Source organism: Pedobacter sp. Bi126 (genome assembly GCF_918698245.1).
GTDB lineage: Bacteria > Bacteroidota > Bacteroidia > Sphingobacteriales > Sphingobacteriaceae > Pedobacter.
In genome coordinates this window covers 258,638-283,558 of sequence record NZ_CAKKMS010000004.1, presented here as the reverse complement: position 1 = coordinate 283,558, position 24,921 = coordinate 258,638, and the positions used below count along the sequence as shown (strand labels likewise).

20 protein-coding genes are annotated in these 24,921 nt (G+C 38.0%); 1 reads left to right on the top strand and 19 read right to left on the bottom strand.

What is annotated here, in order from left to right; translation table 11 throughout:
• Positions 1–3: 3 nt before the first annotated feature.
• From cyoE to LQ201_RS16050, 11 genes are all read right to left on the bottom strand, one after another.
• The gene (cyoE, locus tag LQ201_RS16100) at positions 4–912 is read right to left on the bottom strand and encodes a heme o synthase (RefSeq protein WP_029275893.1); all 909 of its coding nucleotides are present in this window, start codon (positions 910–912) and stop codon (positions 4–6) included.
• Between the two features lie 19 nt (positions 913–931).
• Positions 932–1,984 (bottom strand): heme A synthase, encoded by a 1,053-nt coding sequence (locus LQ201_RS16095; RefSeq protein WP_230144469.1) that lies wholly within the window; start codon positions 1,982–1,984, stop codon positions 932–934.
• A gap of 82 nt (positions 1,985–2,066) precedes the next feature.
• Positions 2,067–3,947 carry a cbb3-type cytochrome c oxidase subunit I gene (locus LQ201_RS16090; RefSeq protein ID WP_230144468.1) on the bottom strand — a complete coding sequence of 627 codons (1,881 nt, stop codon included), beginning with the start codon at positions 3,945–3,947 and terminating at the stop codon, positions 2,067–2,069.
• A gap of 23 nt (positions 3,948–3,970) precedes the next feature.
• Positions 3,971–5,203 (bottom strand): cytochrome c oxidase subunit II, encoded by a 1,233-nt coding sequence (locus LQ201_RS16085; protein WP_230144467.1) that lies wholly within the window; start codon positions 5,201–5,203, stop codon positions 3,971–3,973.
• A 69-nt stretch (positions 5,204–5,272) separates the two neighbouring features.
• Complete coding sequence (locus tag LQ201_RS16080; RefSeq protein WP_230144466.1) at positions 5,273–6,496, bottom strand: quinol:cytochrome C oxidoreductase; 1,224 nt, start codon at positions 6,494–6,496, stop codon at positions 5,273–5,275.
• Positions 6,497–6,511: 15 nt separating this feature from the next.
• Positions 6,512–7,117, bottom strand: a complete 606-nt coding sequence (locus LQ201_RS16075) for a cytochrome c (RefSeq protein ID WP_230144465.1) — start codon at positions 7,115–7,117, stop codon at positions 6,512–6,514.
• A complete protein-coding gene (locus LQ201_RS16070; protein WP_132402965.1) occupies positions 7,089–7,625 on the bottom strand; it encodes a DUF3341 domain-containing protein in 537 nt (178 codons plus the stop codon). The genes LQ201_RS16075 and LQ201_RS16070 overlap by 29 nt, the downstream gene beginning before the upstream one ends.
• 2 nt (positions 7,626–7,627) lie before the next feature.
• Complete coding sequence (nrfD, locus tag LQ201_RS16065) at positions 7,628–9,100, bottom strand: NrfD/PsrC family molybdoenzyme membrane anchor subunit (RefSeq protein ID WP_057931705.1); 1,473 nt, start codon at positions 9,098–9,100, stop codon at positions 7,628–7,630.
• A gap of 26 nt (positions 9,101–9,126) precedes the next feature.
• Complete coding sequence (locus LQ201_RS16060; protein WP_230144464.1) at positions 9,127–12,159, bottom strand: TAT-variant-translocated molybdopterin oxidoreductase; 3,033 nt, start codon at positions 12,157–12,159, stop codon at positions 9,127–9,129.
• A gap of 48 nt (positions 12,160–12,207) precedes the next feature.
• Positions 12,208–13,503 carry a c-type cytochrome gene (locus tag LQ201_RS16055; RefSeq protein WP_230144463.1) on the bottom strand — a complete coding sequence of 432 codons (1,296 nt, stop codon included), beginning with the start codon at positions 13,501–13,503 and terminating at the stop codon, positions 12,208–12,210.
• Between the two features lie 255 nt (positions 13,504–13,758).
• Positions 13,759–14,739, bottom strand: a complete 981-nt coding sequence (locus LQ201_RS16050) for a deoxyhypusine synthase family protein (RefSeq protein WP_055903284.1) — start codon at positions 14,737–14,739, stop codon at positions 13,759–13,761.
• Between the two features lie 552 nt (positions 14,740–15,291).
• Here LQ201_RS16050 and LQ201_RS16045 point away from each other — a divergent pair.
• Positions 15,292–16,422, top strand: a complete 1,131-nt coding sequence (locus tag LQ201_RS16045; RefSeq protein WP_230144462.1) for a BamA/TamA family outer membrane protein — start codon at positions 15,292–15,294, stop codon at positions 16,420–16,422.
• A gap of 344 nt (positions 16,423–16,766) precedes the next feature.
• On the opposite strand, the gene LQ201_RS16040 is transcribed toward LQ201_RS16045, so the two are convergent.
• The 8 genes from LQ201_RS16040 to LQ201_RS16005 form a co-directional block, all read right to left on the bottom strand.
• Complete coding sequence (locus tag LQ201_RS16040; protein WP_230144461.1) at positions 16,767–17,243, bottom strand: hypothetical protein; 477 nt, start codon at positions 17,241–17,243, stop codon at positions 16,767–16,769.
• A 105-nt stretch (positions 17,244–17,348) separates the two neighbouring features.
• Entirely contained in the window at positions 17,349–17,672 is a 324-nt protein-coding gene (locus tag LQ201_RS16035) for a YbbC/YhhH family protein (protein WP_230144460.1), read from the bottom strand.
• A 60-nt stretch (positions 17,673–17,732) separates the two neighbouring features.
• Positions 17,733–18,185: a hypothetical protein gene (locus tag LQ201_RS16030; protein ID WP_230144459.1), complete on the bottom strand. Its 453-nt coding sequence runs from the start codon at positions 18,183–18,185 to the stop codon at positions 17,733–17,735.
• A 144-nt stretch (positions 18,186–18,329) separates the two neighbouring features.
• On the bottom strand, positions 18,330–20,705 hold the full coding sequence (locus LQ201_RS16025; RefSeq protein WP_230144458.1) for an outer membrane beta-barrel family protein: 2,376 nt from the start codon (positions 20,703–20,705) through the stop codon (positions 18,330–18,332).
• Between the two features lie 35 nt (positions 20,706–20,740).
• On the bottom strand, positions 20,741–22,294 hold the full coding sequence (locus LQ201_RS16020) for a M56/M15 family metallopeptidase (RefSeq protein ID WP_230144457.1): 1,554 nt from the start codon (positions 22,292–22,294) through the stop codon (positions 20,741–20,743).
• A complete protein-coding gene (locus LQ201_RS16015) occupies positions 22,291–22,659 on the bottom strand; it encodes a BlaI/MecI/CopY family transcriptional regulator (RefSeq protein WP_108197999.1) in 369 nt (122 codons plus the stop codon). The genes LQ201_RS16020 and LQ201_RS16015 overlap by 4 nt, the downstream gene beginning before the upstream one ends.
• A gap of 776 nt (positions 22,660–23,435) precedes the next feature.
• Positions 23,436–24,107, bottom strand: a complete 672-nt coding sequence (locus LQ201_RS16010) for a DUF1345 domain-containing protein (protein ID WP_230144456.1) — start codon at positions 24,105–24,107, stop codon at positions 23,436–23,438.
• 4 nt (positions 24,108–24,111) lie between these two features.
• A complete protein-coding gene (locus LQ201_RS16005) occupies positions 24,112–24,894 on the bottom strand; it encodes an O-methyltransferase (protein ID WP_230144455.1) in 783 nt (260 codons plus the stop codon).
• Positions 24,895–24,921 lie beyond the last annotated feature (27 nt).

Genomic DNA, 24,921 nt, shown 5'->3' with positions numbered 1-24,921 from the left:
AAATTATTTTGCTATAAAATTTAATAATAAACCCAACTGTACTGCCGGGATGTAAAAAAACGAACAGAACATTACTTTCTTGGCATCAGCCAATTCTCTGCTCATTAAAAGTTTAAAAGCCAGCCAGCTAAAAATAAGTCCGGCTATTAATGATAAACCAGCAATGTAGTATCCACCAAAACCATATAGCGTTGGCAGTAAACTTACCGGAATTAAAATTAATGTACTTAAAAAGGTAAGCAAAGCAGAGGTTTTATCTCTTTTCTTGGTAGGCAACAACCTAAAACCTGCTTTCTTATAATCATCATCCAAAACCCAGGCAATTGCCCAGAAATGTGGAAACTGCCATACAAATTGAATTAAAAACAGAATGCCTGCAATGTAATAATCAATCTCGTGGAACATCTCGGCTTTTAAACTGCCAAATGCTGCTAAATACCCAATAAGCGGTGGTAAAGCACCTGGAATGGCACCTACAAAAACTGCTATTGGCGATTTTCTTTTCAAAGGTGTATAGGCAAAGGCATACAAAAGGATCGAAAATACAGAGAGCAAACCTGTTTCAAGATTTAATTTCCCTAATAACCAGGTACCTAAAAATGCCATAAAAACCCCAAGAATCAAACCCTGTCCGGTAGTCATTCTACCTGCTGGCATAGGACGATCTTTAGTTCTAGACATTAACTTATCTAAGTCTTTCTCAATAATTTCGTTAAAACAGTTTGCAGCAGCGGTTACTAAAAAACCACCGGCAATCAATATTAACCAGTTTCCCCAATCGATACTAGGGATATGGCCTCTACCCACCTGCATTTTCTGTCCGATCAAAAAAGAGATCGACGCCGAAAACACCACCGTAAACGATAGCCTGAATTTGATAAGTTTAGAAAAATCTGAAAGATATTGCTTCAATTTTCTTAAATATTATTGTTTAATATGTACTTGTTCGGTAAACCAATAAGTACAGGTAAAACTGTAAACTAAATAACAGCGTAGAGAATAAAATATGCAATGCCTGCGCTGCCGGTGGGAAAGCTATATATGCCAAAGCGAAACCACTTAATAACTGTATGAGAAGCGTTATTAACATAAACCTTGCAGTTAACAACGGTGCAGCCTTACCGCTAAAACGGTCGATAACCATTTTATACACTACTGCATTCGCAATTACTACGAGTATAGCTAAATCACGGTGATAAGAGAATACTTCTCCTACTTTCGAAATCCATGTATTCTTGTTTCCGTAAGAGAGCGACTTTGCAATAACATCTACCGCTTCTCTAACCTCGGTTCCTAAAACAATCTGAACGATACTAATTAGGAGGGTAAAAAACAAAAATCCTTTTAGCCATGCTATACGGTACATAATTACAGAAGGCGCTTTGTTCAATTGCTTCGCATAATTGTAGGTATAAATAGATATCGCTAAAATAACCAGCGCTAACAACATGTGTACGGTTACCACCCATTGTGCCAGGTTGGTAGAAACCACTATAGAACCTAACCAGCCTTGGTATCCCACTACAAAAAGATTTAGGATACTGAGTACAATAATTCGTTTGGCCGTTTTTCGGTAGGCAAATGAGTATACAACTGTTAAAAACAGGAATATTCCCGCGGCTACCCCAGCCAATCTGTTCAGATATTCGGTCCAGGTTTTAGTTGGATTAAATTCTTCAGGTATGGTGATACTCTTATCGTGTCTAATGCTATCAGCTAAGGCTACTTTGCCCATGCTTTCCAGGTATTTGGCAAACTTTTCATTCTTCTTTAACCTACCTGCTACGTATTTCTCTTTATAATTGGCAGGAAGTTGCGATACATCAGTTGGCGGAATGTAACGATCGAAACATTTCGGCCAATCCGGACAACCCATGCCAGATCCGGTACTGCGTACAATACCACCGGCAAGTATAACCAATAGCGTAACTATAATGGTTATAAGATTAATTCTAATGAAACGTTGTTCTGATCTGCTGACCATATATCTATTAAGATGAAAAGGGTATCCGGATAAGCAGAAACTTAATCAGATACCCCTTTTAAAATTTTATTTTAAGCCTAAACTAGCCCTTGCTTTCTGCAACAGGGTTAGCCAATTCCCAATCTTGCTGTATTTTTTCTGCTTCTGCATTTCCTTCAAAATCGTGAGGCAAGTTAGAGCTCATGGTTTGAGAGAATGGAACAGTTTGAGGAATAAAATCGGCATCATGTCCTGGTTTGCTATAGTCATAAGGCCATCTGTAAACCGTAGGAATTTCTCCTGGCCAGTTACCGTGAAGGTGTTCTACTGGAGCAGTCCACTCTAATGTATTCGATTCCCAAGGATTTTGAGGAGATACTTTTCCTTTAAAGATTGAATAAAAGAAGTTAAATAAGAACGCTACCTGAGCTAGTGCTGCCATAATAGCTGCCCATGTTACAAATACGTTAACAGTTAACCATTTCTTCATAAATTCAAACTCGGTAAATGCATAGTAACGACGAGGTACACCATCTAAACCTAAGAAGTGAAGTGGGAAGAATACCAGGTAAGCTGCAATGAAAGTTAACCAGAAGTGTAAATATCCTAATTTAGCATTCATCATTCTACCGAACATTTTAGGAAACCAGTGATACACACCTGCAAGCATACCAAAGATTGCTGCCGATCCCATTACCAAGTGGAAGTGGGCAACAACAAAGTAGGTATCGTGTAAGTTAATATCTAATGAAGCATTTCCTAAGAAGATACCGGTTAAACCACCAGAAATAAAGAATGAAACTAAACCAATAGCAAATAACATTGCTGGAGTGAAACGGATGTTACCACGCCATAATGTGGCTAAGTAGTTAAAGGTTTTTACTGCCGATGGTACTGCAATGATTAACGTTGTAATCATAAACACACCACCCAACAATGGATTCATACCGGTTACAAACATATGGTGACCCCATACGATGAATGATAATACGGTAATACCAATTAAAGAGTAAACCATTGCATGGTAACCAAAGATTGGTTTACGTGAGTTTACAGAGATAACCTCAGATGAGATACCTAAAGCTGGCATAATTACGATATATACCTCAGGGTGACCTAAGAACCAGAATAAGTGTTGCCATAAAATTGGCGAGCCACCTTCATTTGGCAAAATATCGGTACCCATTACGATATCTGATAAGTAGAAACTTGTTCCAAAACTACGATCGAATACCATTAATACTACCCCAGCTACAAGAACAGGGAAAGATAAGATACCTAAAATAGCGGTCAAAAAGAAAGCCCAGATGGTTAATGGCATTTTCCAAAGGTCCATACCTTTAGTACGCATGTTTAAAATTGTACTTACGTAGTTAATACCACCCATTAAAGATGATGCTACGAAAAGTACCATACTGATTAACCACAAAGTCATACCTAAACCAGAACCTGGCATTGCTTTCGCAACAACCGATAACGGCGGATAAACCGTCCAACCACCAGATGCAGGACCTGTTTGGATAAAGAATGAAGACATCATGATCACACAGGCCATAAAGAAGAACCAGTATGAAAGCATGTTTAAGAATGGCGATGCCATATCTCTTGCTCCAATTTGAAGCGGAATAAGTAAGTTACTAAATGTACCACTCAATCCGGCGGTTAGTACAAAGAATACCATGATGGTACCGTGAATGGTTACCAAAGCCAGATAAAAGTCGGGTTTAATACGGCCACCTTCAGCCCATTTACCTAAAAATGTTTCTAAGAAAGGGAAGTTTTGATCTGGCCATGCCAATTGAATACGGAATAAAATTGATAAGCCCATTGCTATTACCGCCATAATAATACCGGTAATCAAAAATTGCTTAGCAATCATTTTATGATCCATACTAAAGATGTACTTTGAAATCAAAGTCTCTTTATGATGCCCATGATCAGCGTGATCGTGATTGTGTTCGTCGTGTAATGCTATTGTTGACATAATTCGTTCGCTCCTGCTTAATATTATTTATTTAAAGCCATTTGGTTAGTTTTCACAGCTGCTGAATCTTTAGCTGCTGAATCTGCTACTGATTTTACAGGTGCAGGTGCCACTGGCAAATTAAATTGTTTTCTTAAATCGTCGTTTAAGTATGTTTTCTGTTCGGCAATCCAAGTTTTGTATTCGGCCTCAGAAACTACACGTACCACTTTTTGCATGTTGTAGTGACCGGCACCGCAAATTTTAGCACATAAGAAAAGGTACTTAAAGTTAGGATCGTTAGTTTCTTGCTGCATTTCTGCAGTAGTTTTTGTAGGCGTAAACTCAAATATAGTTCTCATACCTGGTACGGTATTTAACTGTACCCTGAAGTGTGGCATGTAAAAACTGTGAATTACATCTTTACTGGTTAAGATCAATTTAACTGGTTTACCAACAGGAAGAACCATTTCATCAGCCATCTCATCATCGCGAGAGTTGATATCTTTGAAATCGATACCCAATGTATTGGTAGCTGTAGTTAATTTGTAGTTTTTGTTCCCTACTATTCCATCAGCTCCAGGATAACGGATAGACCATTTAAACTGCTCAGAAGTAACTTCTATCTGCAATGGTTTGTTGTTTGGATCTTCAACTTTGAAGAAAATAGATCTCCAGGTTAAGAATCCCATTAATACCAAAACAGTTAACACTAAAGCCGGAACGATTGTCCAGATTTTTTCGATGGTATTATTGTGTGGATAGTAGTAAGCTTTTCTTTTAGCTGAGTATTTATAGATGTAAGAAAATCCGAATAGTAAGATGTGGGTAACTACAAATACAATGGTGGTAATGATTAATGTTAAATTAAACATCTCATCAATTTTCTTTCCGTGCTCAGATGCCGCATCAGGAAGTAACATTGCCCCATGTACTGTATATTCCCAATATACACCATATAAACCGATCACTAAAAACAGCGCAAATAAACTTGCGTGTACCCTGTTCCAGTTAATACCAACAGGTTTACCTTGTGCCTCGCGGCTTAATTCATATACTTTTATTGCTTTACCAATAATTGCAATGAATAAGCATACGGCAAGGAAAACCAGAATATAAAATATTACCGATTTATAAACCTCGCCCATATCAACTTTCGGTGCCGCGGCAGCACCTGCTGCTGCATCTTGCGCAAATACGCTAGTGTTTGCAAAAACAGTAATCAATACTGCTAAAGCTGCGGTCGTTTTATTCGTTATAAACTTTCTTAAACTCATTTTCTTAAAAGTAGTACGCTGTACTGCTAATTATAATAATAATTAAATATTTGCTTTATCCTATCACCACTACAGTTGATGATGCAAACTTTCTTGTAATAATGGGTGGTTCTTTGCAATTAACGGTTTTTTGCTTAATGATGTTAAAACCGTAAAGGTAAACAATCCTACGAAACCTATTGCAGTACCAATTTCAATGATACCAAAACCATTATGTCCATCTTCTACCGCTCCTGGCATAATCATTTGGTAGTAATCTACCCAGTGACCTAAAAGTACCACAATAGAAACGAACAATAATTTTGCATCTGTTCTTTTGTTATCTCTGTCCATTAATAATAATACTGGCGCTAAGAAGTTCATGGCCAGGTTTAAGAAAAACCAGAACTTGTAATATTCAAAGCGTTTGTAGAAATATACAGTCTCTTCAGGCATGTTTGCATAGTAGATCAATAAGAATTGAGCAAACCATACGTAAGTCCAGAAGATAGAGAAACCGAAGATAAACTGACCTAAATTGTGTAAGTGGCTATTGTTAACCCATTGCATATAACCAGCTCTTCTTAATAAGATAAGAATAATAGCAATAGTAGCTAAACTGCTTACCCACATAGCGGCGAAGTTATACCAACCGAACATGGTTGAGAACCAGTGCGCCTCTAATGACATTACGGTATCGAAAGCAAAAATCGGTGTTGTAAAACCGTAAATTACCAAGAAGATACAGGCATTTTTAAAGCTTTTTCTGTAAGAATTTAAACCACCTGCTAAATCTTCGTTGTATGAAAACTTAACAAACATGATCGAAAATATACTATAGATACCTAAGAACACCACTTGGCGACCTAAGAAAAAAGGTACATTTAAGAATACTGCCTTACCAGCGATTAATGAATCGTAGTTAGGGCTTTTTGGATCTGTTAATCCATCAGCATGCCAGTGGTGATAAAGGTTATGTGTATATAAACCTGCCGAAATTACTACAACAAGTATTACAGCTGCAATAGGCAATGTTTTTGCCATAGCTTGTGGTACACGTAAAATTGATGCAGACCAACCTGCTTGAGCTACATATTGAACAGCCAGGAAAAATGTACCCGACATACAAACGCATGCAAAGTAATATGCCATAAGCAACAGGTTAGCAAAAGTACGCTCGTGCATTACTTTATCGCCGGCTAAGAAACCGAACAATACAGCTGCAATACCGATAACGATACCAACAATGCTTAAGGTTTTTACTTTACCTGTAAACTCAAACTGTTCACTAAAATTAATATTGTGAGTTCCCATTTATATTCTGCTTTACTATTGTCCTTTTTGTAATTGTTGAACATACATCACCACTTTCCAACGATCTGTTGGTGAGATTTGCGAAGCATGCGAGCCCATGTTATTTACACCGTATGTAATGGTGTGGTAAATTTTACCTGCGGTAAGGTCAACCATGTTACCACCTCTAGAAGATGAGCCTGTTTGATAAGCAGGTACACCACTAAATTTCTCAATTTTAACTAAGTGTCCTTGTCCATCACCTTTTTCTCCGTGGCAAGGGCTACAGAAAACGGTAAATAAGTGTTTACCCTGAGCTAAATTAACAGTATCTACTGGTAAAGGGTTAACCATACTCACACCTGCTGCTTCATATCCTTCTTTTGTATTAGGATACTCATCATATTCAGTAAAACCTACTGGTTTAGTATGTGCAGGTGGCAACTGAGCTGTTTTACCATCTTTAAAATTTTTGTTTGGCTGATCTGGATTGTAAGCAATCGGATCATACATGTTTCTGGCATATTCCAGGCCAGTACTGCGTTTATCTTTACAAGCAGAAAAGGTAGCTGCAAAAGCGATAGCTAAAAACGCCGTGTAAACAAATTTTTTCTTATTCATAGCTAATGTACTTCCTTTCATTATACTTTATTTCTAAAGCACCTGCATCTTTTAATAATCCATCAATTACAGTATGTTCTATATTGTCTTTTGCATCAACTGCAATAACAAAACGATCATCAGTCGCACGTAAATCCATCACTCTTGGTGCTCTTCCCGGAAATAAGTGAGTAGATGCATAATAAGTTAACACCATACCAAAAGCACAGAATAATACTGTAAGCTCGAACATTATCGGAATAAAATCCGGTAATGCGAATGATGGTTTACCACCTATGTTTACTCTCCAATCGATTACTGCGCAGAAATAAATCAAAGCGAATGCACAGCAAGTACCGGTAATACCAAAGCAAAATGCTGCGATATCGATTCTAGATCTTTTAATTCCTAATTTGGCTTCTATTCCGTGTATAGGCATCGGTGTATATACATCATGAATGCTGATGTTATTTTCCTGAAGCTTTTCGATGCCGTGCATCATTTCGTCAGGATCGCCAAAGCTGCCTAAAATATATTTGATATCACTCATTGTTATATTTTTGCGTAATCTTCTTGTTTAACACTATCAAATTTTTCTAAAGACTCTACGTATTCTGCAACGTATTCTTTATTCTCATGCCCTTCTTTAATCTGTTTCATTTTGGCTTGCTCACTTGCAGTTTTTAATAATAATTTAACCTCTGCTATAGCGATTGATGGCAATACTCTTAAGAATAATAAGAATAAAGTAAAGAACAAACCAATTGAACCTACGAATACACTGATATCAACCCATGTTGGATAGAACATTGCCCAACTTGATGGAATATAATCGCGGTGCAATGAAGTAACGATAATTACGAAACGCTCGAACCACATACCCACGTTTACCACGATTGATAAAATCCAGGTAGCTTTAATGCTTAAACGGATCTTTTTGAACCATAACAACTGTGGAGAGATTACGTTACAAGTCATCATCATCCAGTACGACCACCAGTAAGGACCAGTAGATCTGTTGATAAATGCGTATTGCTCATACTCAGAACCTGAATACCAGGCGATGAAGAACTCAGTTAAATAAGCCACACCAACGATTGATCCGGTTAAGATGATGATTTTATTCATCGACTCGATGTGGAACATGGTGATGTAGTTTTCTAAGCCCAATACTTTACGTGCAACCAATAATAAGGTTAATACCATCGCAAATCCAGAGAAAATCGCTCCAGCAACAAAGTATGGAGGGAAGATGGTCGTGTGCCATCCCGGAATTACCGAAGTTGCAAAGTCCATTGATACAATGGTGTGTACCGAAAGTACAAGTGGTGTAGAGATACCTGCTAAGATTAACGACACCGCTTCGAAACGTTGCCATGTTTTAACACTTCCACTCCATCCAAAAGAGAAGATAGAATAGATTTTTCTACGTGTACCCACTGCACGGTCGCGGATGGTAGCGATATCTGGTAATAAACCTGTGTACCAGAATAATAATGATACAGAGAAGTAAGTCGAGATCGCAAACATATCCCACACCAATGGTGAGTTAAAGTTTACCCAAAGTGATCCGAATTGGTTTGGTAAAGGTAAAACCCAATAAGCTAACCAAGGACGGCCCATGTGCGATACAACGTAAGTTGCGGCACAGATTACGGCGAAAATAGTCATCGCCTCTGCCGAACGGTTGATGGAGTTACGCCAGTTCTGGCGGAAGAGTAATAGTACTGCTGAAATTAGTGTTCCAGCGTGACCGATACCTACCCACCATACGAAACCGGTGATATCCCAAGCCCAACCAACTGTTTTATTTAAACCCCATGCACCGATACCGTTCCAGAAAGTGTAGCTTACTGCTACTACCCAAAGTAAAGCACCTAATGAGGCAACGATGAAACCAATCCACCAAGCCTTGTTCGGCTTGTTTTCTACCGGGCTTAAAATATCATCCGTAATTTTTGCATACGTGATGTTATCTCCGGTAATTAATGGTTCTCTAAGTATTGATTCGTTATGTCCTGACATAATTTGTATTTTCTTTATACTAAAGCTTACGCTTGTACTGTTGTATCTGTATTTCTAATTTTTGTCATGTATCCGATACCCGGTTTCACGTTGATCTCTTCTAATACGTAGTAGATACGCTCAGAACGTAATGCTTTTGAAACCTCTGAATTTGGATCGTTTGCATCACCAAATACAATTGCATTTGCTGAACAAGCTTCCTGACAAGCCATTTTAATATCACCATCTTTTAATGGACGTTTCTCCAGTTTAGCTTGTAATTTGCCACCTTGTATACGTTGAATACACATAGAGCATTTTTCCATTACCCCTCTCGAACGTGTAGTTACATCAGGGTTTAAAACTAATTGGGTAAACTCGTTATTTAAATAGTTATCGAAACGTGAATCGTTCCAGTAGTTAAACCAGTTGAAACGACGTACTTTATACGGACAGTTATTCGCACAGTAACGTGTACCTACGCAACGGTTATAAGCCATGTGGTTTAAACCATCACTTGAGTGAACTGTTGCCAATACCGGACAAACGGTTTCGCAAGGTGCGTGATCACAGTGTTGGCACAACATTGGCTGGTGAACCACAGAAACGTGATCTAAGTCTTCTAACTTAGCAATTTCTTTTTCTCTGGTTACATCACCGTCTTTAGTTTCATAGCTGTAATAACGATCGATACGGATCCAGTGCATTTCACGACGACGACGAACCTCATCACGGCCTACAACAGGAATGTTGTTTTCTACGTTACAAGCAACAATACAAGAACCACAACCTGTACAAGCATTCAAATCGATTGCCATCACCCAGTTGTTACCTGGTTTTTCGTATTGATCCCAAAGATCGTAATCTTTATGCTCGCCTTTTTCGTTACCAGCTCCAGGATTTTTCAAGTACTCCTTAAAAGTAGCTTCTTTAATCACTGCACGGCCCTCGAAAGAGTGGTGAGTTTGTGTTTGAGCCAATTCGTAATAACCGCCTGTTGGGGTAATGGTTACCGAAGTAGCATATTGGAAAGTTCCATTTACAAAAGAAACAAAAGGGAAAGCATTTTTACCTACATCGTTACCCGCTTTACCAGTTTTGGTACGGCCATAACCTAATGCGATAGATGCAGTTCCTTGTGCTTGTCCTGGCTGGATCAATACCGGAAGATCTACTGAGTATCCGTTGCTGGCCTTAACCGTTACAACATCAAATTCTTTAACTTTTAATTTCTCGGCAAATTTTGGTGCAAGTGCAACATAGTTATCCCAGGTTACTTTAGAAACCGGATCAGGTAGTTCTTGTAAGAATGCATTGTTTGCATTTTTACCATCACGCATCGGGATGCTTTCGTAAACCTGTAATTCTACTTCTTTAGCTAAAGCTTTGCTGCTATTCGCAATTGAAGTAGCAACTTGTGCTAAAGATTGAGTAAATGAATACGCTCCAGCAGTTTTTGCTGCTACAGTAACCACACCTTTGTCTAAAACTTCTTCCCATTTCAAACCAACAGCTGGTAACATTTTAGCTTCCCAGTTGCTGCGTACAAACTGATAATAATCTTTAACAGGAGCATCAGCCCAGGCTAATAAACTCTCTTCAGCCTGGCGGCTATTGAAAACCGGGTTGATAGTTGGCTGAACGATAGAATAATATCCTTCGTAAGCGTTTGCATCACCCCATGATTCTAAGTAGTTATGGTTAATTGCAATGGCATCACAAGCGGTTGCAGTTTCATCAGCACGATCAGAGAATGAAATTTTAGCAGGAACCTTAGCTAATGCATCAGTAAATGCTTTTGCATTTGCAGCATCGTAAACGGGGTTACTGTTTAAGAATAAAACAGCACCAACTTCGCCACGGTTCATTTCAGCAACTAAGCCGTTAAATTCGGCATCGTTACCTGCATATAAATAACAAGGGTTATCCAAATCGATAGTTGTACCATAACTTCCGATAGCGGCGTTAATGGCATTTACTAAAATCTGAGTAGAAACATCGTTCGAACCGCAAACTACAAGGCCTTTACCTTTAGCTTGTACCAATTCTTTAGCTACCAATTTAATTACTTTATCGGCAGTGGTGTTGTTACCTAACGTTCCGCCAGGTAAAGCACTACCGGTAATTGCATTGTATAAGGCAATTAAAGCAGGTCCTTCTTCCGATAATTTAACCGGAACACGGGTATCTGCATTGGTACCTGTTAAGCTCATTCCACTTTCGAACTGAATGTGGCGGCTCATTTTTTTATTTTCTAACGATTTGTAGTTACGGTTAGCAGTATACTGAGCAGTAAACTCTTCTCCGCTAATCCAGGTACCTAAGAAATCGGCACTGAAACTTACAATTAAATCGGCCTTATCAAAGTTGTATTTAGGTAAAACTGCTTTACCGAAACTGTTTTGGTTGGCCTGGATAATACCAGTATAAGAAACCGCATCGTACTGAACCAGTTTAGCAGCAGGATATTTTGCAATAAACTGTGCAATAACTGCATTAGTTGATGGGCTGTTTACAGTTGATGCTACAATACGGATTTTCTTTCCACCCGCCTGTGCTTTTGCCAACTCGCCTTTTACAAAGCTGTCGATTTTTGCCCAGGTAGTTTCTTCGACTTTTCCATCTTTTACTAAAGCTGGTGCTTTTAGTTTAGATACATCATATAAATCTAAAACCGAAGCTTGCGCTCTCGCATCTGTACCGCAGTTAAATTGACCCGCATTTGGATTTGGTTCAATTTTAATCGGGCGTCCCTCTCTTGTTTTAACTAAAATACTCTGGCCATTAAAGCTCGAAGTATAATAGTTAGGAATACCTGGAGTAACCTCTTCAGGCTTTACCAGGTAAGGAATAGATTTATGAACAGGGGCAGTTTGACAGGCTGCCAAAGTTACTGCACCTAAACCAAAACCTAACGCCTTTAAAAAGTCGCGGCGTGGGGTAACGGTACTTAACCCTGCTTCATTTAAAACATCTTCTATTGGAAGTGGCTCGGCGAATTCGTTTTTGCTATTCTTAACAAAATCGGGGGTATTGTTATACTCCTCTAAGCCTTTCCAGTATTTTTTGTTGCTTTCCATTTAAGCTATATTACTGTTTATTCGAACGTTCTTACTAAACTCTATCTATTAATAGTGGCATTTACCACACTCTAAACCACCCAATAACGCTGGTGTAATTTTCTCGCCTTTTTTAATCTTCTCGTGCGCTTCGATAACCTTAGCGTAGAAAGCATTATTTTTCTGACCAGAAATATCTGTTTCCTTATGGCAGTTAATACACCATTTCATGGTTAATGGAGAATATTGGTAAATTTCTTCCATTGTATTAACCGGACCGTGACAAGCGAAACATACAGGTTCTGTTGGTTGTAATCCTTTTGCTTTACGGATTGCATCTTCTGCAACAACTACGTGTTGAGAGTGATTGAAGTAAGCAAAATCAGGAAGGTTGTGTACACGTACCCATTCCATTGGTTTAGCTTTACCTTCATCATATTTCTGTGTTTCAGGATCGTAACCTAAAGCATTGTAGATTTTTTTGATCTCAGGAGAAATCTCACCATCATATTTATCTCTTGCCTGAACAGCTTTATGGCAGTTCATACAAACGTTTAATGATGGAATAGTTGCATTTTTAGATTTAAATGCCCCATTGTGGCAATACTGACAATCGATCTGATTGATACCAGCGTGCAACTCGTGAGAGAATTTAATTGGCTGAACTGGTTGGTAACCGGTGTGAACACCAGTGTTCCACATGCCCATCCAACCCCAAGAACCTAAAGCGATGATTAAACACAAGATAAAGAACATTACAAATTTCTTGTTTTTGAACATCTTGCGCACACCAACCTTTAATGGCACATCTTCTTCAATCTCGATGCCTTGTTTTTGTAAAATCAGGCGCTCTAACAATTTAGAAGCACGACCCAAGATTACTAAAATAACAATCGCTAATACAACAATGGCTACAATACCTGCAATTGACAGACCTGAAGTAGATTCATCTTTTACTGCAACAGCACCACCTGCAGGAGTAGCTGCTTTTGGCTCACCTTCTTTAATGTATTGTAAGATGTCTTTAACTTTTGTTTCATCCAATTCAGGAAAAGAAGTCATTGGTACTTTTCCATTGTCATTGAATAATTTAACAGCCTCTGGATTTCCAGATGCCACCAATCCCTGAGAATTAGGAATCCACTTTAAAAGGAATTCTTCTGAATGGCGATCGCTTACACCAGTTAAGGCTGGACCAACCAATTTAGCATCTAACGCATGGCACGAAGAACATTTTGCTTTGAAAAGCGTTCGTCCCTCTTTAGCATCCTGCGCATTTACGGTAGAAACCGCTATTACGGAAATTGCTGAAAATACGAATAACGACTTCCAAACGCTTTTTAAAATCATCGAGATATCTCTCATAATGAACACTTTATACTTATTTAATTTACTTTTTGTTGTGAAATTGATGCTGAACTAGGGGTAGCCCCACCAAAACTTGAACAAAAGTATAACTTATTAATAAATCCCATGACATAATAGTGACTGGAAATACAATTTATAATCATTCTAAACAAATGTCATTTCAAGCCATTCAGGCAATAAAAATGCCCATTTTTGATATGTTATCTTCAATGGGCATACTAGAAACCAATTTGGTTTATTTATTTTTTATGATTATTGTTTTAATATCCAGGCAAACATCAGCGGTGCAACAATTGTTGCATCACTTTCTACAATAAATTTTGGCGTATTAATATCCAGTTTACCCCAGGTAATCTTTTCGTTCGGTACAGCACCAGAATATGAACCATAAGAAGTGGTCGAATCTGAAATCTGGCAGAAATAACTCCAGAAAGGAATATTTTCCATTTCCATATCCTGATAAAGCATTGGTACTACACAAATCGGAAAATCGCCGGCTATACCGCCACCAATCTGGAAGAAACCAATTCCTTTGCCCCCGCTGTTCGCAATATACCAGTCGGCCAACCAACCCATATATTCAATACCGCCTTTTACAGTAGTTGCGGTAAGTTCTTTTTTCATCACATACGATGCAAAAATGTTTCCCATGGTAGAATCTTCCCATCCAGGAACTACAATTGGCAAATTCTTTTCAGCCGCAGCAAGCATCCATGAATTTTTAGGATCAATTTCATAATATTGCTCTAAATCTCCGCTTAAAAGCATTTTATACATAAATTCATGCGGAAAATAACGCTCACCTGCAGCTTCGGCATCCATCCAGATTTTTTGAATGTGTTTCTGCAAACGGCGGAAAGCCTCTTCTTCAGGGATACAGGTATCGGTAACACGGTTGTAATGGTTTTCTAAAAGGTCCCATTCATCCTGTGGACTTAAATCGCGGTAGTTTGGTACACGTTTATAATGTGAATGTGCTACCAGGTTCATAATATCTTCTTCAAGGTTTGCACCAGTACAAGAAATAATAGCCACTTTATCCTGGCGAATCATTTCTGCAAGTGAAATTCCCAATTCTGCAGTACTCATTGCACCAGCAAGTGTGATCATCATTTTACCACCTTCATCTAAATGCGTTTCGTATCCTTTAGCCGCATCCATCATTGCCGCAGCATTAAAATGGAGGTAATTACGCTCCATAAACTGAGATATTGGTCCTCTTGTATTGCTCATTTCGTTTTGTATTATTTGCCGCAAAAATAGGTATTTAGGCCGAAAGGTAAAAGCGTTTTACGCTTGAGGCATGGCGTTTAGCATTAAATTAGTCCAAAGTCCATAGTTTTCAGTCCCAAAGTCGATTAAAATCATAAAGCGCATTTCCCTTGCGATTTTCATCCTGAACGTGGCCGAGGGGTCTTTTTTGAAAAGCAGTTGCTTAGCCCCTATTAAGGGTAGTCCGCTTTTCGGTACAAGTCCTTCCCGATGAATCGGGATGCCTCACCTGCGGGCTTTCCCCTTCAATCCGGTTTAGATGGTGGCAGGCATTACTTCGAATCCTAGCGATCGTCATCTCGACTGAAGCGCAGCGGAACGGAGAGATCTATCTCGAGGTAGATTTCTCCACTGAGTTGTACTCCGCTCAGGCGTTTGGAGTTGAGATTGAGCAGTCGCCAGGTACAATTAACCAATTTAATCTGTTAACCAATAACTAGCAGTTTGAAGTACCAATCAACAAATGAACCATCGACTAATGAACTATAACTAAATTTCCTTTTCTTTGTGACAATGAAAAAATATTATCTAATTATTTTACTTGCGCTCATTTCAGGAAGTTCGTTTGGACAGATGAAACTGATCAAAAAGATGCTCTCAAACGAAAAAGATACTACCCGTAAAGCAAGCTTTTTACCTCTACCAGCTTTTGGCTATAGTCAGGAAACAGGGTTTGAATTTGGCGTTGGTGCCATTTATTCATTTTACATAGATCGTAAAGATACGCTGAACCGCAGTTCGAACTTCGCCTTGAACACAACCTATTCTACCAAAAAGACGGCTAATTTTATGCTTAAGGGCGATGCCTGGACAAAAGGAAACAAATATCACTTTATCGGCGATATCCGTTTCAAAAATCAGCCTTTCAATTTTTATGGTATTGGCAACAATGCAATAAAGGCAAATGAAGATAAACTAGACCAACGGGTATTTAAAACACTTTTCGATGCGGAAATGAATACTTTGCCGAAGGCTTATACTGGTATTTCGCTAGGTTTTGAGAATTACCGTTTTATAGACAAGGAAATTGGTGGTATTTACAGTACAAATCCTCAGATTTTAGATAAAGATGGTGGCTCGGTAGCCTGGATCGGTGCATCGCAAAGTTACGATACACGTAACAGCAATAATTATCCAACAAAAGGCTTTTTTGGTAGGGCAACCTACCAATACGCACCCGATTTTTTTGGTGGAGAAAGTTTTAATGGCTCACAGATTAAGCTAGATCTCCGTGGTTTCTTTAGCCTGGCACCAAAAGTAGTTTTAGGGGTACAGGGCATTTTTTATACCATTCAGAGCAAAAGCACCCCATTTTACCTGTTACAACAGTTAGGCAACGACCAGATGATGCGCGGTTACTACAGTGGCCGCTATCGTGACGAAAACCTGATGGCCACTCAGGCCGAAATCCGATACCGTTTTATGAACCGTTTTGGCATTGTCGCTTTTGCGGGTACTGGTAAAGTATTTGCAAATGGCCAGTTTAATACAGATGGGCTAAAACCAAACTTTGGTGTTGGTGGGCGTTACTTTTTCGATCCGGCAAAAGGTTTGAGTGTTCGGTTAGATTATGGCATTGGCGAAAAATTGCCAAACGAAAAACGCCAGGCCGGGTTTTACATCAGTTTGGCGGAAGCGTTTTAAGAATGTGTAATGTATAATGGAAAAGGGGGTGATGGAGGAGGCCCGTACTATCATCCCGTTCCTTTTGTCATCCTGAGCGTAGTCAAAGGATCTTTACCGCAGATTCGTACAGATAAAATTATTGCCACGGAAACACAGAAGCACGGAATTAATCAGTTCTAACTGTAACTCAGTAAGTCTGCTTTTTTTAACATATTAATACAAATAAGTTGCTCCGTAGTTGGATCGTAATGCAATAAACTTTAAGATTCCTGCTTGCGCGGGAATGACCACTATTCTTTTCACAACCTGTCATTGATAGTGAACTCTTTTAATGATCTTTGAAGAGTTATGGATTAGATACTTTACTTTACGAAATAAAGTTTGCCTGCTTCCTCAAGTTCAGTATCCGCTTCATCGTCAAATTTAAATTTATAAATTCTCCATTTATCCTTTGCTTTATAAAAGATGAAGATAAATCTTATTGGCTGTATGTCATGCTTTACCAAGAAACTATAATAAACTAGACTTTCCCTAATTCGTTGTTGAGTGATGGACTCATATCCTTCGTAGTTTCCTGCTATAACTGTTAACTTTGCTAACCTTCCTTTTAACTCACTCAGTTGTTCTGGAGACGCACCGGAGGCTGCAAAAATAAAATCTACTGCTTTATCTGACCCATCATTTTTGTATGTTTTAAAAAAAACATCTAAAGTTGACTTTAGTATTTCCTCGCTTTTAGGATAACTAGTCGCTTTAACATTTTTATCATCGACATCCTTTGATGAGCAGCCACTAATGAGGAAAACCAACAGGAAAAGATATGTTATTTTATTTTTCATTTATTATTGTGAAAGACATTAGAAGAAAGAGCTGTAAACTTACGAATCAAAAAGGGAATGATTTTTAGAAAAATTGCTAATTCTTAATCCTTAAATTACCTTTGGTTATTTCCCATGATAAAGCGCCAAAATCTTCCCGTCAGACTTCTGTATTTCAATATGTGGAACACCACCATTCATACCTTTTTCTAAGGTCCCATCAACCATCCAAATTTTGCCATCCTTTAATGTTGGAACAAAAGGTTTCTTTTTAAGCACTTTCTCTCCATAAATCCTGACAAAAAATATCTGTGCAAGTTGAACCGCGGTTGTGCTATCAGGAACATAACCTTGGTTAGGATCCCATTCAATATGATCCTCTTTGTGAGCACAATCTGTAAATAAAACTATCGATAGTATAACTAAGAATAACTTTCGGATGACATGCATTTATTTTTATAATTTGATTTACCATAAAAGGTAATATTTTTTTGCACTTATAATACAAAATCAATCTATAATAACTAAAGTAATATCCTTGATGGAAGCTTTATACTGCGACAAGTGTCCTCTTTGTTTAGCATCAATTTTTCCATGCAATATCACAGTTTTATTGTACATTTTTTTGAAACTTTCTTCTTTTCCAAAAAGATCTATCTTAGTTTCAGTTGATACTAAAGGACATTTTAATATGAAAGCATCATATTCAACCCACAATGCATTTTCACTATTAATATGAAATCCTTTTGCATACAGTGCAGATTCTTCAAATCCCGATTTATATTTTCCTTTAATCTCTACATATTTACCATCATACATATCTATGTTTATCAAAAGCTTATCCATCTCTACCTTACGATATGTTATATCTTTATTACATACACTTCTGTAAATTTCAGGTTTCAATGAGCAGGATGCCATCCCCATTACCAAAATGTATAATAAATTTCTATAACGACTCATTACAATTTAATTTAATAATACCTGTATAAATGTAACCAGAAGATGCCTACATTCCGCTACCGATGAAAAATCGGTATACTCTGGTCGAAATAACGATTTATTCTACAGCCGCCATTTCCCAATCTTGCCTTACATTTCTCATCATCAATTACTCCTCTTCCGCTCCTCTTCATTACCAGGCTTCCTATCCTGCTGTTTAATTTTTTCATTGCCAAAATTATAACGGAAGGCAATCTTGAGTTGGCGGCTATCGTAATAGTTATTGTATTCCTGCCTGATGTTGTTGACCAAACTGTTAAAACGGTATTGATTGGTTTTTAAAACATCGGTAGCGGTAATGGCCAATTGGATCTTTTTGTTAAATAATAAGACTTTTATACCCAGATCGAGGTTGTATTGACTTTTATTTTTGTTCAAGCCATCAACGGAGGGAAATTGATACCAGAAACTGGCTTCGCCCAAAATAGTTTTCGATGGGTTAAAAACAAACTGATTTAAGGTAGAAAAATAAGTGCCAAATCCATTCAGGTTACTCACGGTTTGCATGATACTGGAATTTGATCTATTATAAAAAACATCAACCTGATTGATACTTTCTAACCATTTCAACACATTAAAAGTAACTGCATTGCTGAACTGATAATGATACCCTGTAATAAAGTTAACAGGTTTGGCTGCCTGAATATTAGTGCCAGCATCAATAAAATTTACATCATTAAAGCCGTTTGTGGTGTGACTAAAAGATAGTGTTGTGGTGAAGACATTGTAAGTGTGAGAAATTTCGATGTTATCGTTATAAGATGGTTGCAAAAAAGGATTTCCTTCAGTATAGGCATATTGGTTGCTATACCAGCGGAAGGGATTTAGTTTACGGTAAGCAGGTCGGTTGATCCGACGGCTATAATTAAGCGCAAAAGTGCTTTTATCATTTGCACGATAAACAATGTAAAATGTAGGGAAAAGACGGAAATAATCATTTCGATTCTGTTCATTAACGGATATGCCATCAATCTGCGTATATTCTCCCCGCAGCCCAGCTTGAAAACCCCAGTCCCTTATGGTTTTATTATAATTAACATAGAGGGCCTGCGTATTTTCCTGATAATTAAAAAGGTTGGTTTGGCCAGGGTCTAATTCGTAAATTGCATTACGGGCTTTGTAAAAGGCAAGATCACTCTGGTTATTGATAAAGCTCAGTTTTGCACCGAAGGATAACTTAAAGGTTTTATAGGGCAAGTCTACATCAGCTTTTAAAGTATATAAATCTATATTTTGTTTGCTGGTTGATAGGTATTCAACAAAAGAATTCGGAATAACCCCTCCATTTTGGAAATAACTTGTATTGTTGAAAAACCTGTTTTTATCATCATTATATTTAAACCAATCGCCGTTAATGGTCAGTTGTTTTCCTGTAGAATCCAAGGCCTGTTTTAAATAAATATTGGCCGAATGATAATGAGACCTGATTTTGGCATTGGCATCAGAATTCAGCACCGAATCTAAATTACCGTTCTTTTTATAAACAGTGGTTTTAATATTTTCTTCGGAATGGAAGTTAGTTAAACCACCATTATATGATAAACCCAATACTGTTTTTGGGGAGACCTGATAATCAATGCCGATCTGTCCGCTGGGTACTGTTCTAAAATTCCGGTCTTTATTTACAATATCCCAGGTCTGTGCAGGATAAAAATTGGTACTTTGTTCAAACGGCACAAGAGATCCTTTTCTGATATTGAAATTTGAGGAGAGCGTAATTTTATTTTTCCGAAAACTCAAATTTCCACCTGCAGATGCCGTTGGATGAGTAGCTTGTGAAAAAATAGTATTAACCGACACCCTAAAGCCTTCGGCATTAACTTTCTTCAATACAATATTAATTAATCCGTTATTTCCCTGGGCATCATATTTTGCCGGCGGATTGGTAATCACTTCAATCTTGGCGATATTGGCTGATGAAATTGATTTTAAATAATTCGACAATTCATCATCTGATAAGGGCACCAATTTATCGTTAATCATGATGTTAACAGCACCTTTGCCTACTAAAGAAACCTTATCATTCAAAACCCTAATACCAGGCACTTTCGAAAGCAGTTCCAAAGCATCTGTTCCGATGGCAGAAATACTGTTCTCGACATTAAAGACCGTCCGGTCGATCTGTTTTTCTATTAAAGCTTTTTTAGTATTGATCTGGACATCAGTAAGCTTGTTTGGATTTTCCTGGAGCTGAATATTGATCACTGTGTCAGCTACTAAAACCAATGACTGATTAACAGCTTTAAAATTGAGTATAGAATAAACAACTGAATATTTTCCAGTTTGCAGATTTTTAAAGGTGTAAAAACCTAAACTATCTGTTTGGGTATAGTTTACGCTGTTTTGAGGACCAGAAATTTTAACGGTAGCAAAAGGTATCGTTTTATGTTCCTGATCGGCTACCCTACCAGAGAGTTTGAATTGGGCCCGAGAAGATAAAACAGAAAACAATACAACAACAAAAAAAAGAAATTTCAGCATCTATTAGTAAGGCTGTATCATATAGCTATAATTAACTAACAACCACGTTTCGAAAAAGCTACAAATCCATCTAAAATCAAATTACTGATTCTTCGGATATTTTTTTCCTGATTGATATAATCAAGCGTCTTACTGTCTGATATATTTCCAAGTTCAATTAAAACTGCAGGTATTTTAGATTCGCGGAGCAACAAAAGGTTTGCGTTTTTTAATGAATCTCTTACTTCCATCCCTTTAAGCTGTTTCAGATTGCTTAAAATTCCGGCACCAAGATCTTCCGCAGTTTTAATATTGCTGTTCAGTTTCGAAACATAAACTTCAATAGCACCGAAAGGTACAGCCGCATTTGCAAGCGTTGCATTATGATGGATGGAAATAAAAGCCGTAGCCTCCTGTTTTGGTAAACGATCGCGAAGTGAAATAAACTGGTCAGAATTTCTTGTTAATATTACTTTAATCCCTCTTTTTGCTGCTTCTTCCTTTAGGATTTTTACCGCCCTTAGATTTAAGTCTTTTTCCTTTTGTCCATCCAGGGCACTTACAACTCCATCTTTTCCGCCATGGCCGGCATCAATAACCAAAGTAGGTTCTACTTCATTAAAAGCAGTATTCGGATTAACCTTAATATTGCTGTTTAAATAGTTCATCGCATAAACATTTGGCTTTGTCGGCGCATCTGCAGAAGCCTGGTTCCCTACTGACGTTTTCTCAACAATAATTTCTTTGCGGTTTATAAATGCCATACAGCAGATCATTAAAACGGGAACAATGGCTAAATAGGCAAGCTTTTGCAGCTTGGCGTTTGGTTCTTTATACAACATCATGATTCTATTTTTTAGTGGAAGTTTACTAAAACTATTAATGGCTAAATTTTTAGCTGGCATAGCCAGATTTAAAAGTAAAGAAGCATAAACCTTCTTATCTGCAACTTTCGAAGTTTCACGGTCGGCCAGAAATTCGTGGTTATGATCGATCGCATTCCGCCAGAAATAAATAATGGGGTTAAACCAAAGGATTGCGGTAACGAAATTGACTAAAAGTTTGTCGACAGCATGCAACTGCTTCACATGAACCAATTCGTGTTTAATTACCAGGTTCTTTTCTTCGGGCTGCAAAGAGGAGTCGACAATAATCTGGTTAAAAAATGAGCAATTTTTTATGGTCGATTTCGCATCAACCAGGATAACGGCTCTGTTTCTGTCTATGGCATGTTTACGCAATTGAATCTGGATGCGTATCATCATAAAAAGCATTCTAAAAACAAGAGCGGCTAAAACCAAGCAATAACCATACATGAGTACTTGATCCCAGTTGATGTTAGTGTTAGCAACATTACCTTCATCTACAAAATCCCGTTCAACAAAACCATCGTTGCTGTAAGCTATTTTTGATGGGATCTCCTGGCTGGCAACCATTACTTCCTGACGGTTTTCGACGGTAACTGCCGGAATACTAAAACTCAACACCAGCATCATTAATAAATAAGCACGGTTAAGGTTGAAAAACGTGAGTTTAGCCAGTAAAAACTGATAGGCTGCAAAAAAGATTACGGTACAGGCCGATACCTTTAATAAGTAAATTAAAATCATGGCTTTGGATCTTGGTTAATGATTTTTTTAATTTCTTCTATATCCTTTTCACTTAGTTTTTCTTCTTTTACCATAAACGATAAAAGGCTGGTTGGAGAATTATCAAAATAACCTGAAAACAATTTCGAAAAGGTAGTTTTGGCATATTCATCTTTTGTAATCGCCGGAAAGTATTCGTAAGTTTTGCCATAGGCCTTATAATTAACATAGCCTTTCTTCTCTAAAAGCCTAACAATTGAGGAAATGGTATTGTAAGGTGGCTTAGGTTCTTCTTCCAGTTCATCAATAATATCTTTCACAAATGCCTTTTGCAGTTTCCATAAAACCTGCATAATGCGCTCTTCTGCTTTGGTTAATTCTTCCATACCCAAACCTATAACTTATTCCTCAGTTTTACAACTAAAAAACAAGTTATATTACTGAAAAATCAGTTTAAAATAACAAAGTGCTGATTTACAGCCAGATAAATCGTTGTGAATTTCAATTTGAAAACGACCAACATGTGATTCTTGGCAAGTGAAGCCCTGCCATTCGCTATAGCCCGATGAAACCTGTGAAACAAGCAAGCACACCATAAAAACAAACGAATCGTGCTTAAATTCGGGGCTACCGCTGCTGTCAGGTTTATAATGAAAGGACTGCCCCTAGCATGGTGCATAAGGCGTCCACCCTTGGTATCTAAACCTGATCGAAGTGGTTCCGGTTCTTCACCGGAAGGAACGGAGAGCGGGACTGAAGACCGCCAAAAGAACTGGATTGCTCATTTCCAAATCCTAAACATAACATCTTTTATTGAAAACGAAGGGCCCGTGGTTCTTGGCAAGTGAAGCCCTGCCATTCGCTATAGCCCTCATGAAAAAATCGGGGCTACCGCTGCCGTCAGGTTTATAATGAAAGGACTGCCCCTAGCATGGTGCCTAAAGGCATCTATCCTTTGGTACCTAAACCTGATCGAAGTGGTTCCGGTTCTTCACCGGAAGGAACGGAGAGCGGGACTGAAACCCGCCAAAAGAACTGGACTGCTCGTTTCCAAAATACTAAAATTTACTATAGCGTCGCCCACACCAGGGCAAACTTACGAAGTTCGCCTGTGCTTTGGCCTTCCTAAACTTCGTAAGTTTGCCAAAGCCTTCGCTAAAACTTATTTGCTTAACCCAGCCAATGCATTAATGGTTAACGCCACAATTACGGTATTAAATATAAAGGCGATTAAACTGTGTAAAAGGGAAAGCCGTCTGATCTTCCGATCTGAAATTTCTACATCAGAAACCTGGAAAGTCATGCCGAGCACGAAAGAAAAATAGGCAAAATCAATAAAATCGGGTTCATCATCTCCAGGAAATTCAAGTCCTGTTCCTTTTTTATTTGAATGCCCTTTCTTATTATCGCCATAGTAAAGATGTGCATAACGCATGCTAAAAGTAGTATGTACCAAAAACCACGATAAAAACATACCTGTTATGGCTACCACTAAATCGAGTGGTTCAATATCTTTATTAATCAGCAATAAAATTACGGCAAGCAAACCAGCAAAAGTAGAAACCACCACAATAGCAAAAATTTCACCTCGGGTTTCATCCTGCATTTTCGCTTTAAGATGCGTTTCGGCAGCGGAAGTATGAAAAAACATATACCAATGAAGGGAAATTAGGATTAAACAAAATATATCCCAACCGAACATGATATGTGTAAGCACACTCATTTTAAAAAAAAGCGAAATCAAATAAAAAGCAACCCCTAAAAAAAGACTAATCAACAAAATAAACAACGCTGACCGTTTCTGGATACCTTCTAATTTCGGCTCGATTTCCATTATCTTAAAATTTAAGCTTAAAATGTTCTTTTGCCTGTCCTTTTTTAAAGTAAACCAAGCCGATCCAGAACAGATCTACTGTTATGGTAACATCAGGATGGTTTTTAATTTCAGCCCAGGCTTCTTTCATACCTTCGCTCCAATAAATATCGTCAAAAATCAACAGTGAATCTTCATTAACTTTAGGCAAACACCAGTTAAAATAGCTCAGGGTAGCATCCTTGCGGTGATTACCGTCAATGTAAACGAAATCTAAACTTGGTTGTTTGGCAATAATATCGGGTAAAATCAAATCAAAATTGCCCACATGAAGCTCGATATTCTCTAAATTTAGATCCTCGAAATTTTTCTTCGCCACCTCTGCTGTTTGCGGGCAACCTTCAATGCTAATTACTTCTGTATCAGGATTTGTTGTGGCCAGATAAGCTGTTGTAATGCCAAGGCAGGTACCTAATTCTATAGCACTTTTAGGATTTGTATTTTTCGCCAACCTGTAAATCAGTTTGGCCAAGCGAGGACTTTTCAACGCATTCTTCGCAATCTGGCTTACCTTTTTTGTACGGTTTTTATTGAGGTGAGAACCCGCACCAAGGTCTGTAACGGTGATTATCGAATCGTCATTAAAAAGTTTTTTTCGCTGTTCTTCTATGTTTTTGTATTCAGATTTGTCGGTAAAATCGTAAATTACCTCATCAGCGAGCTTGTACACGAATGGTGAGTGCGTTCCATGTCGGCTTTTTGCTGTTAAACGGTGTTTAAGGTAATCTGTAATAAATTGAAATAGCATAATATTGCAAAAGTAATTAAACACTGC

Excerpts from the sequence above, each read along its gene's own strand:
- LQ201_RS16005 (WP_230144455.1), bottom strand. The coding sequence starts at position 24,894 with ATGCTATTTCAATTTATTACAGATTACCTTAAACACCGTTTAACAGCA.
- LQ201_RS16045 (WP_230144462.1), top strand. The coding sequence starts at position 15,292 with ATGAAAAAATATTATCTAATTATTTTACTTGCGCTCATTTCAGGAAGT.
- LQ201_RS16080 (WP_230144466.1), bottom strand. The coding sequence starts at position 6,496 with ATGGGAACTCACAATATTAATTTTAGTGAACAGTTTGAGTTTACAGGT.
- LQ201_RS16010 (WP_230144456.1), bottom strand. The coding sequence starts at position 24,107 with ATGGAAATCGAGCCGAAATTAGAAGGTATCCAGAAACGGTCAGCGTTG.
- LQ201_RS16075 (WP_230144465.1), bottom strand. The coding sequence starts at position 7,117 with ATGAAAGGAAGTACATTAGCTATGAATAAGAAAAAATTTGTTTACACG.
- LQ201_RS16020 (WP_230144457.1), bottom strand. The coding sequence starts at position 22,294 with ATGATTTTAATTTACTTATTAAAGGTATCGGCCTGTACCGTAATCTTT.
- LQ201_RS16025 (WP_230144458.1), bottom strand. The coding sequence starts at position 20,705 with ATGCTGAAATTTCTTTTTTTTGTTGTTGTATTGTTTTCTGTTTTATCT.
- LQ201_RS16090 (WP_230144468.1), bottom strand. The coding sequence starts at position 3,947 with ATGTCAACAATAGCATTACACGACGAACACAATCACGATCACGCTGAT.
- nrfD (WP_057931705.1), bottom strand. The coding sequence starts at position 9,100 with ATGTCAGGACATAACGAATCAATACTTAGAGAACCATTAATTACCGGA.
- LQ201_RS16095 (WP_230144469.1), bottom strand. The coding sequence starts at position 1,984 with ATGGTCAGCAGATCAGAACAACGTTTCATTAGAATTAATCTTATAACC.
- LQ201_RS16015 (WP_108197999.1), bottom strand. The coding sequence starts at position 22,659 with ATGGAAGAATTAACCAAAGCAGAAGAGCGCATTATGCAGGTTTTATGG.
- LQ201_RS16055 (WP_230144463.1), bottom strand. The coding sequence starts at position 13,503 with ATGAGAGATATCTCGATGATTTTAAAAAGCGTTTGGAAGTCGTTATTC.
- LQ201_RS16035 (WP_230144460.1), bottom strand. The coding sequence starts at position 17,672 with ATGCATGTCATCCGAAAGTTATTCTTAGTTATACTATCGATAGTTTTA.
- LQ201_RS16060 (WP_230144464.1), bottom strand. The coding sequence starts at position 12,159 with ATGGAAAGCAACAAAAAATACTGGAAAGGCTTAGAGGAGTATAACAAT.
- LQ201_RS16030 (WP_230144459.1), bottom strand. The coding sequence starts at position 18,185 with ATGAGTCGTTATAGAAATTTATTATACATTTTGGTAATGGGGATGGCA.
- LQ201_RS16085 (WP_230144467.1), bottom strand. The coding sequence starts at position 5,203 with ATGAGTTTAAGAAAGTTTATAACGAATAAAACGACCGCAGCTTTAGCA.
- LQ201_RS16070 (WP_132402965.1), bottom strand. The coding sequence starts at position 7,625 with ATGAGTGATATCAAATATATTTTAGGCAGCTTTGGCGATCCTGACGAA.
- LQ201_RS16040 (WP_230144461.1), bottom strand. The coding sequence starts at position 17,243 with ATGAAAAATAAAATAACATATCTTTTCCTGTTGGTTTTCCTCATTAGT.
- LQ201_RS16050 (WP_055903284.1), bottom strand. The coding sequence starts at position 14,739 with ATGAGCAATACAAGAGGACCAATATCTCAGTTTATGGAGCGTAATTAC.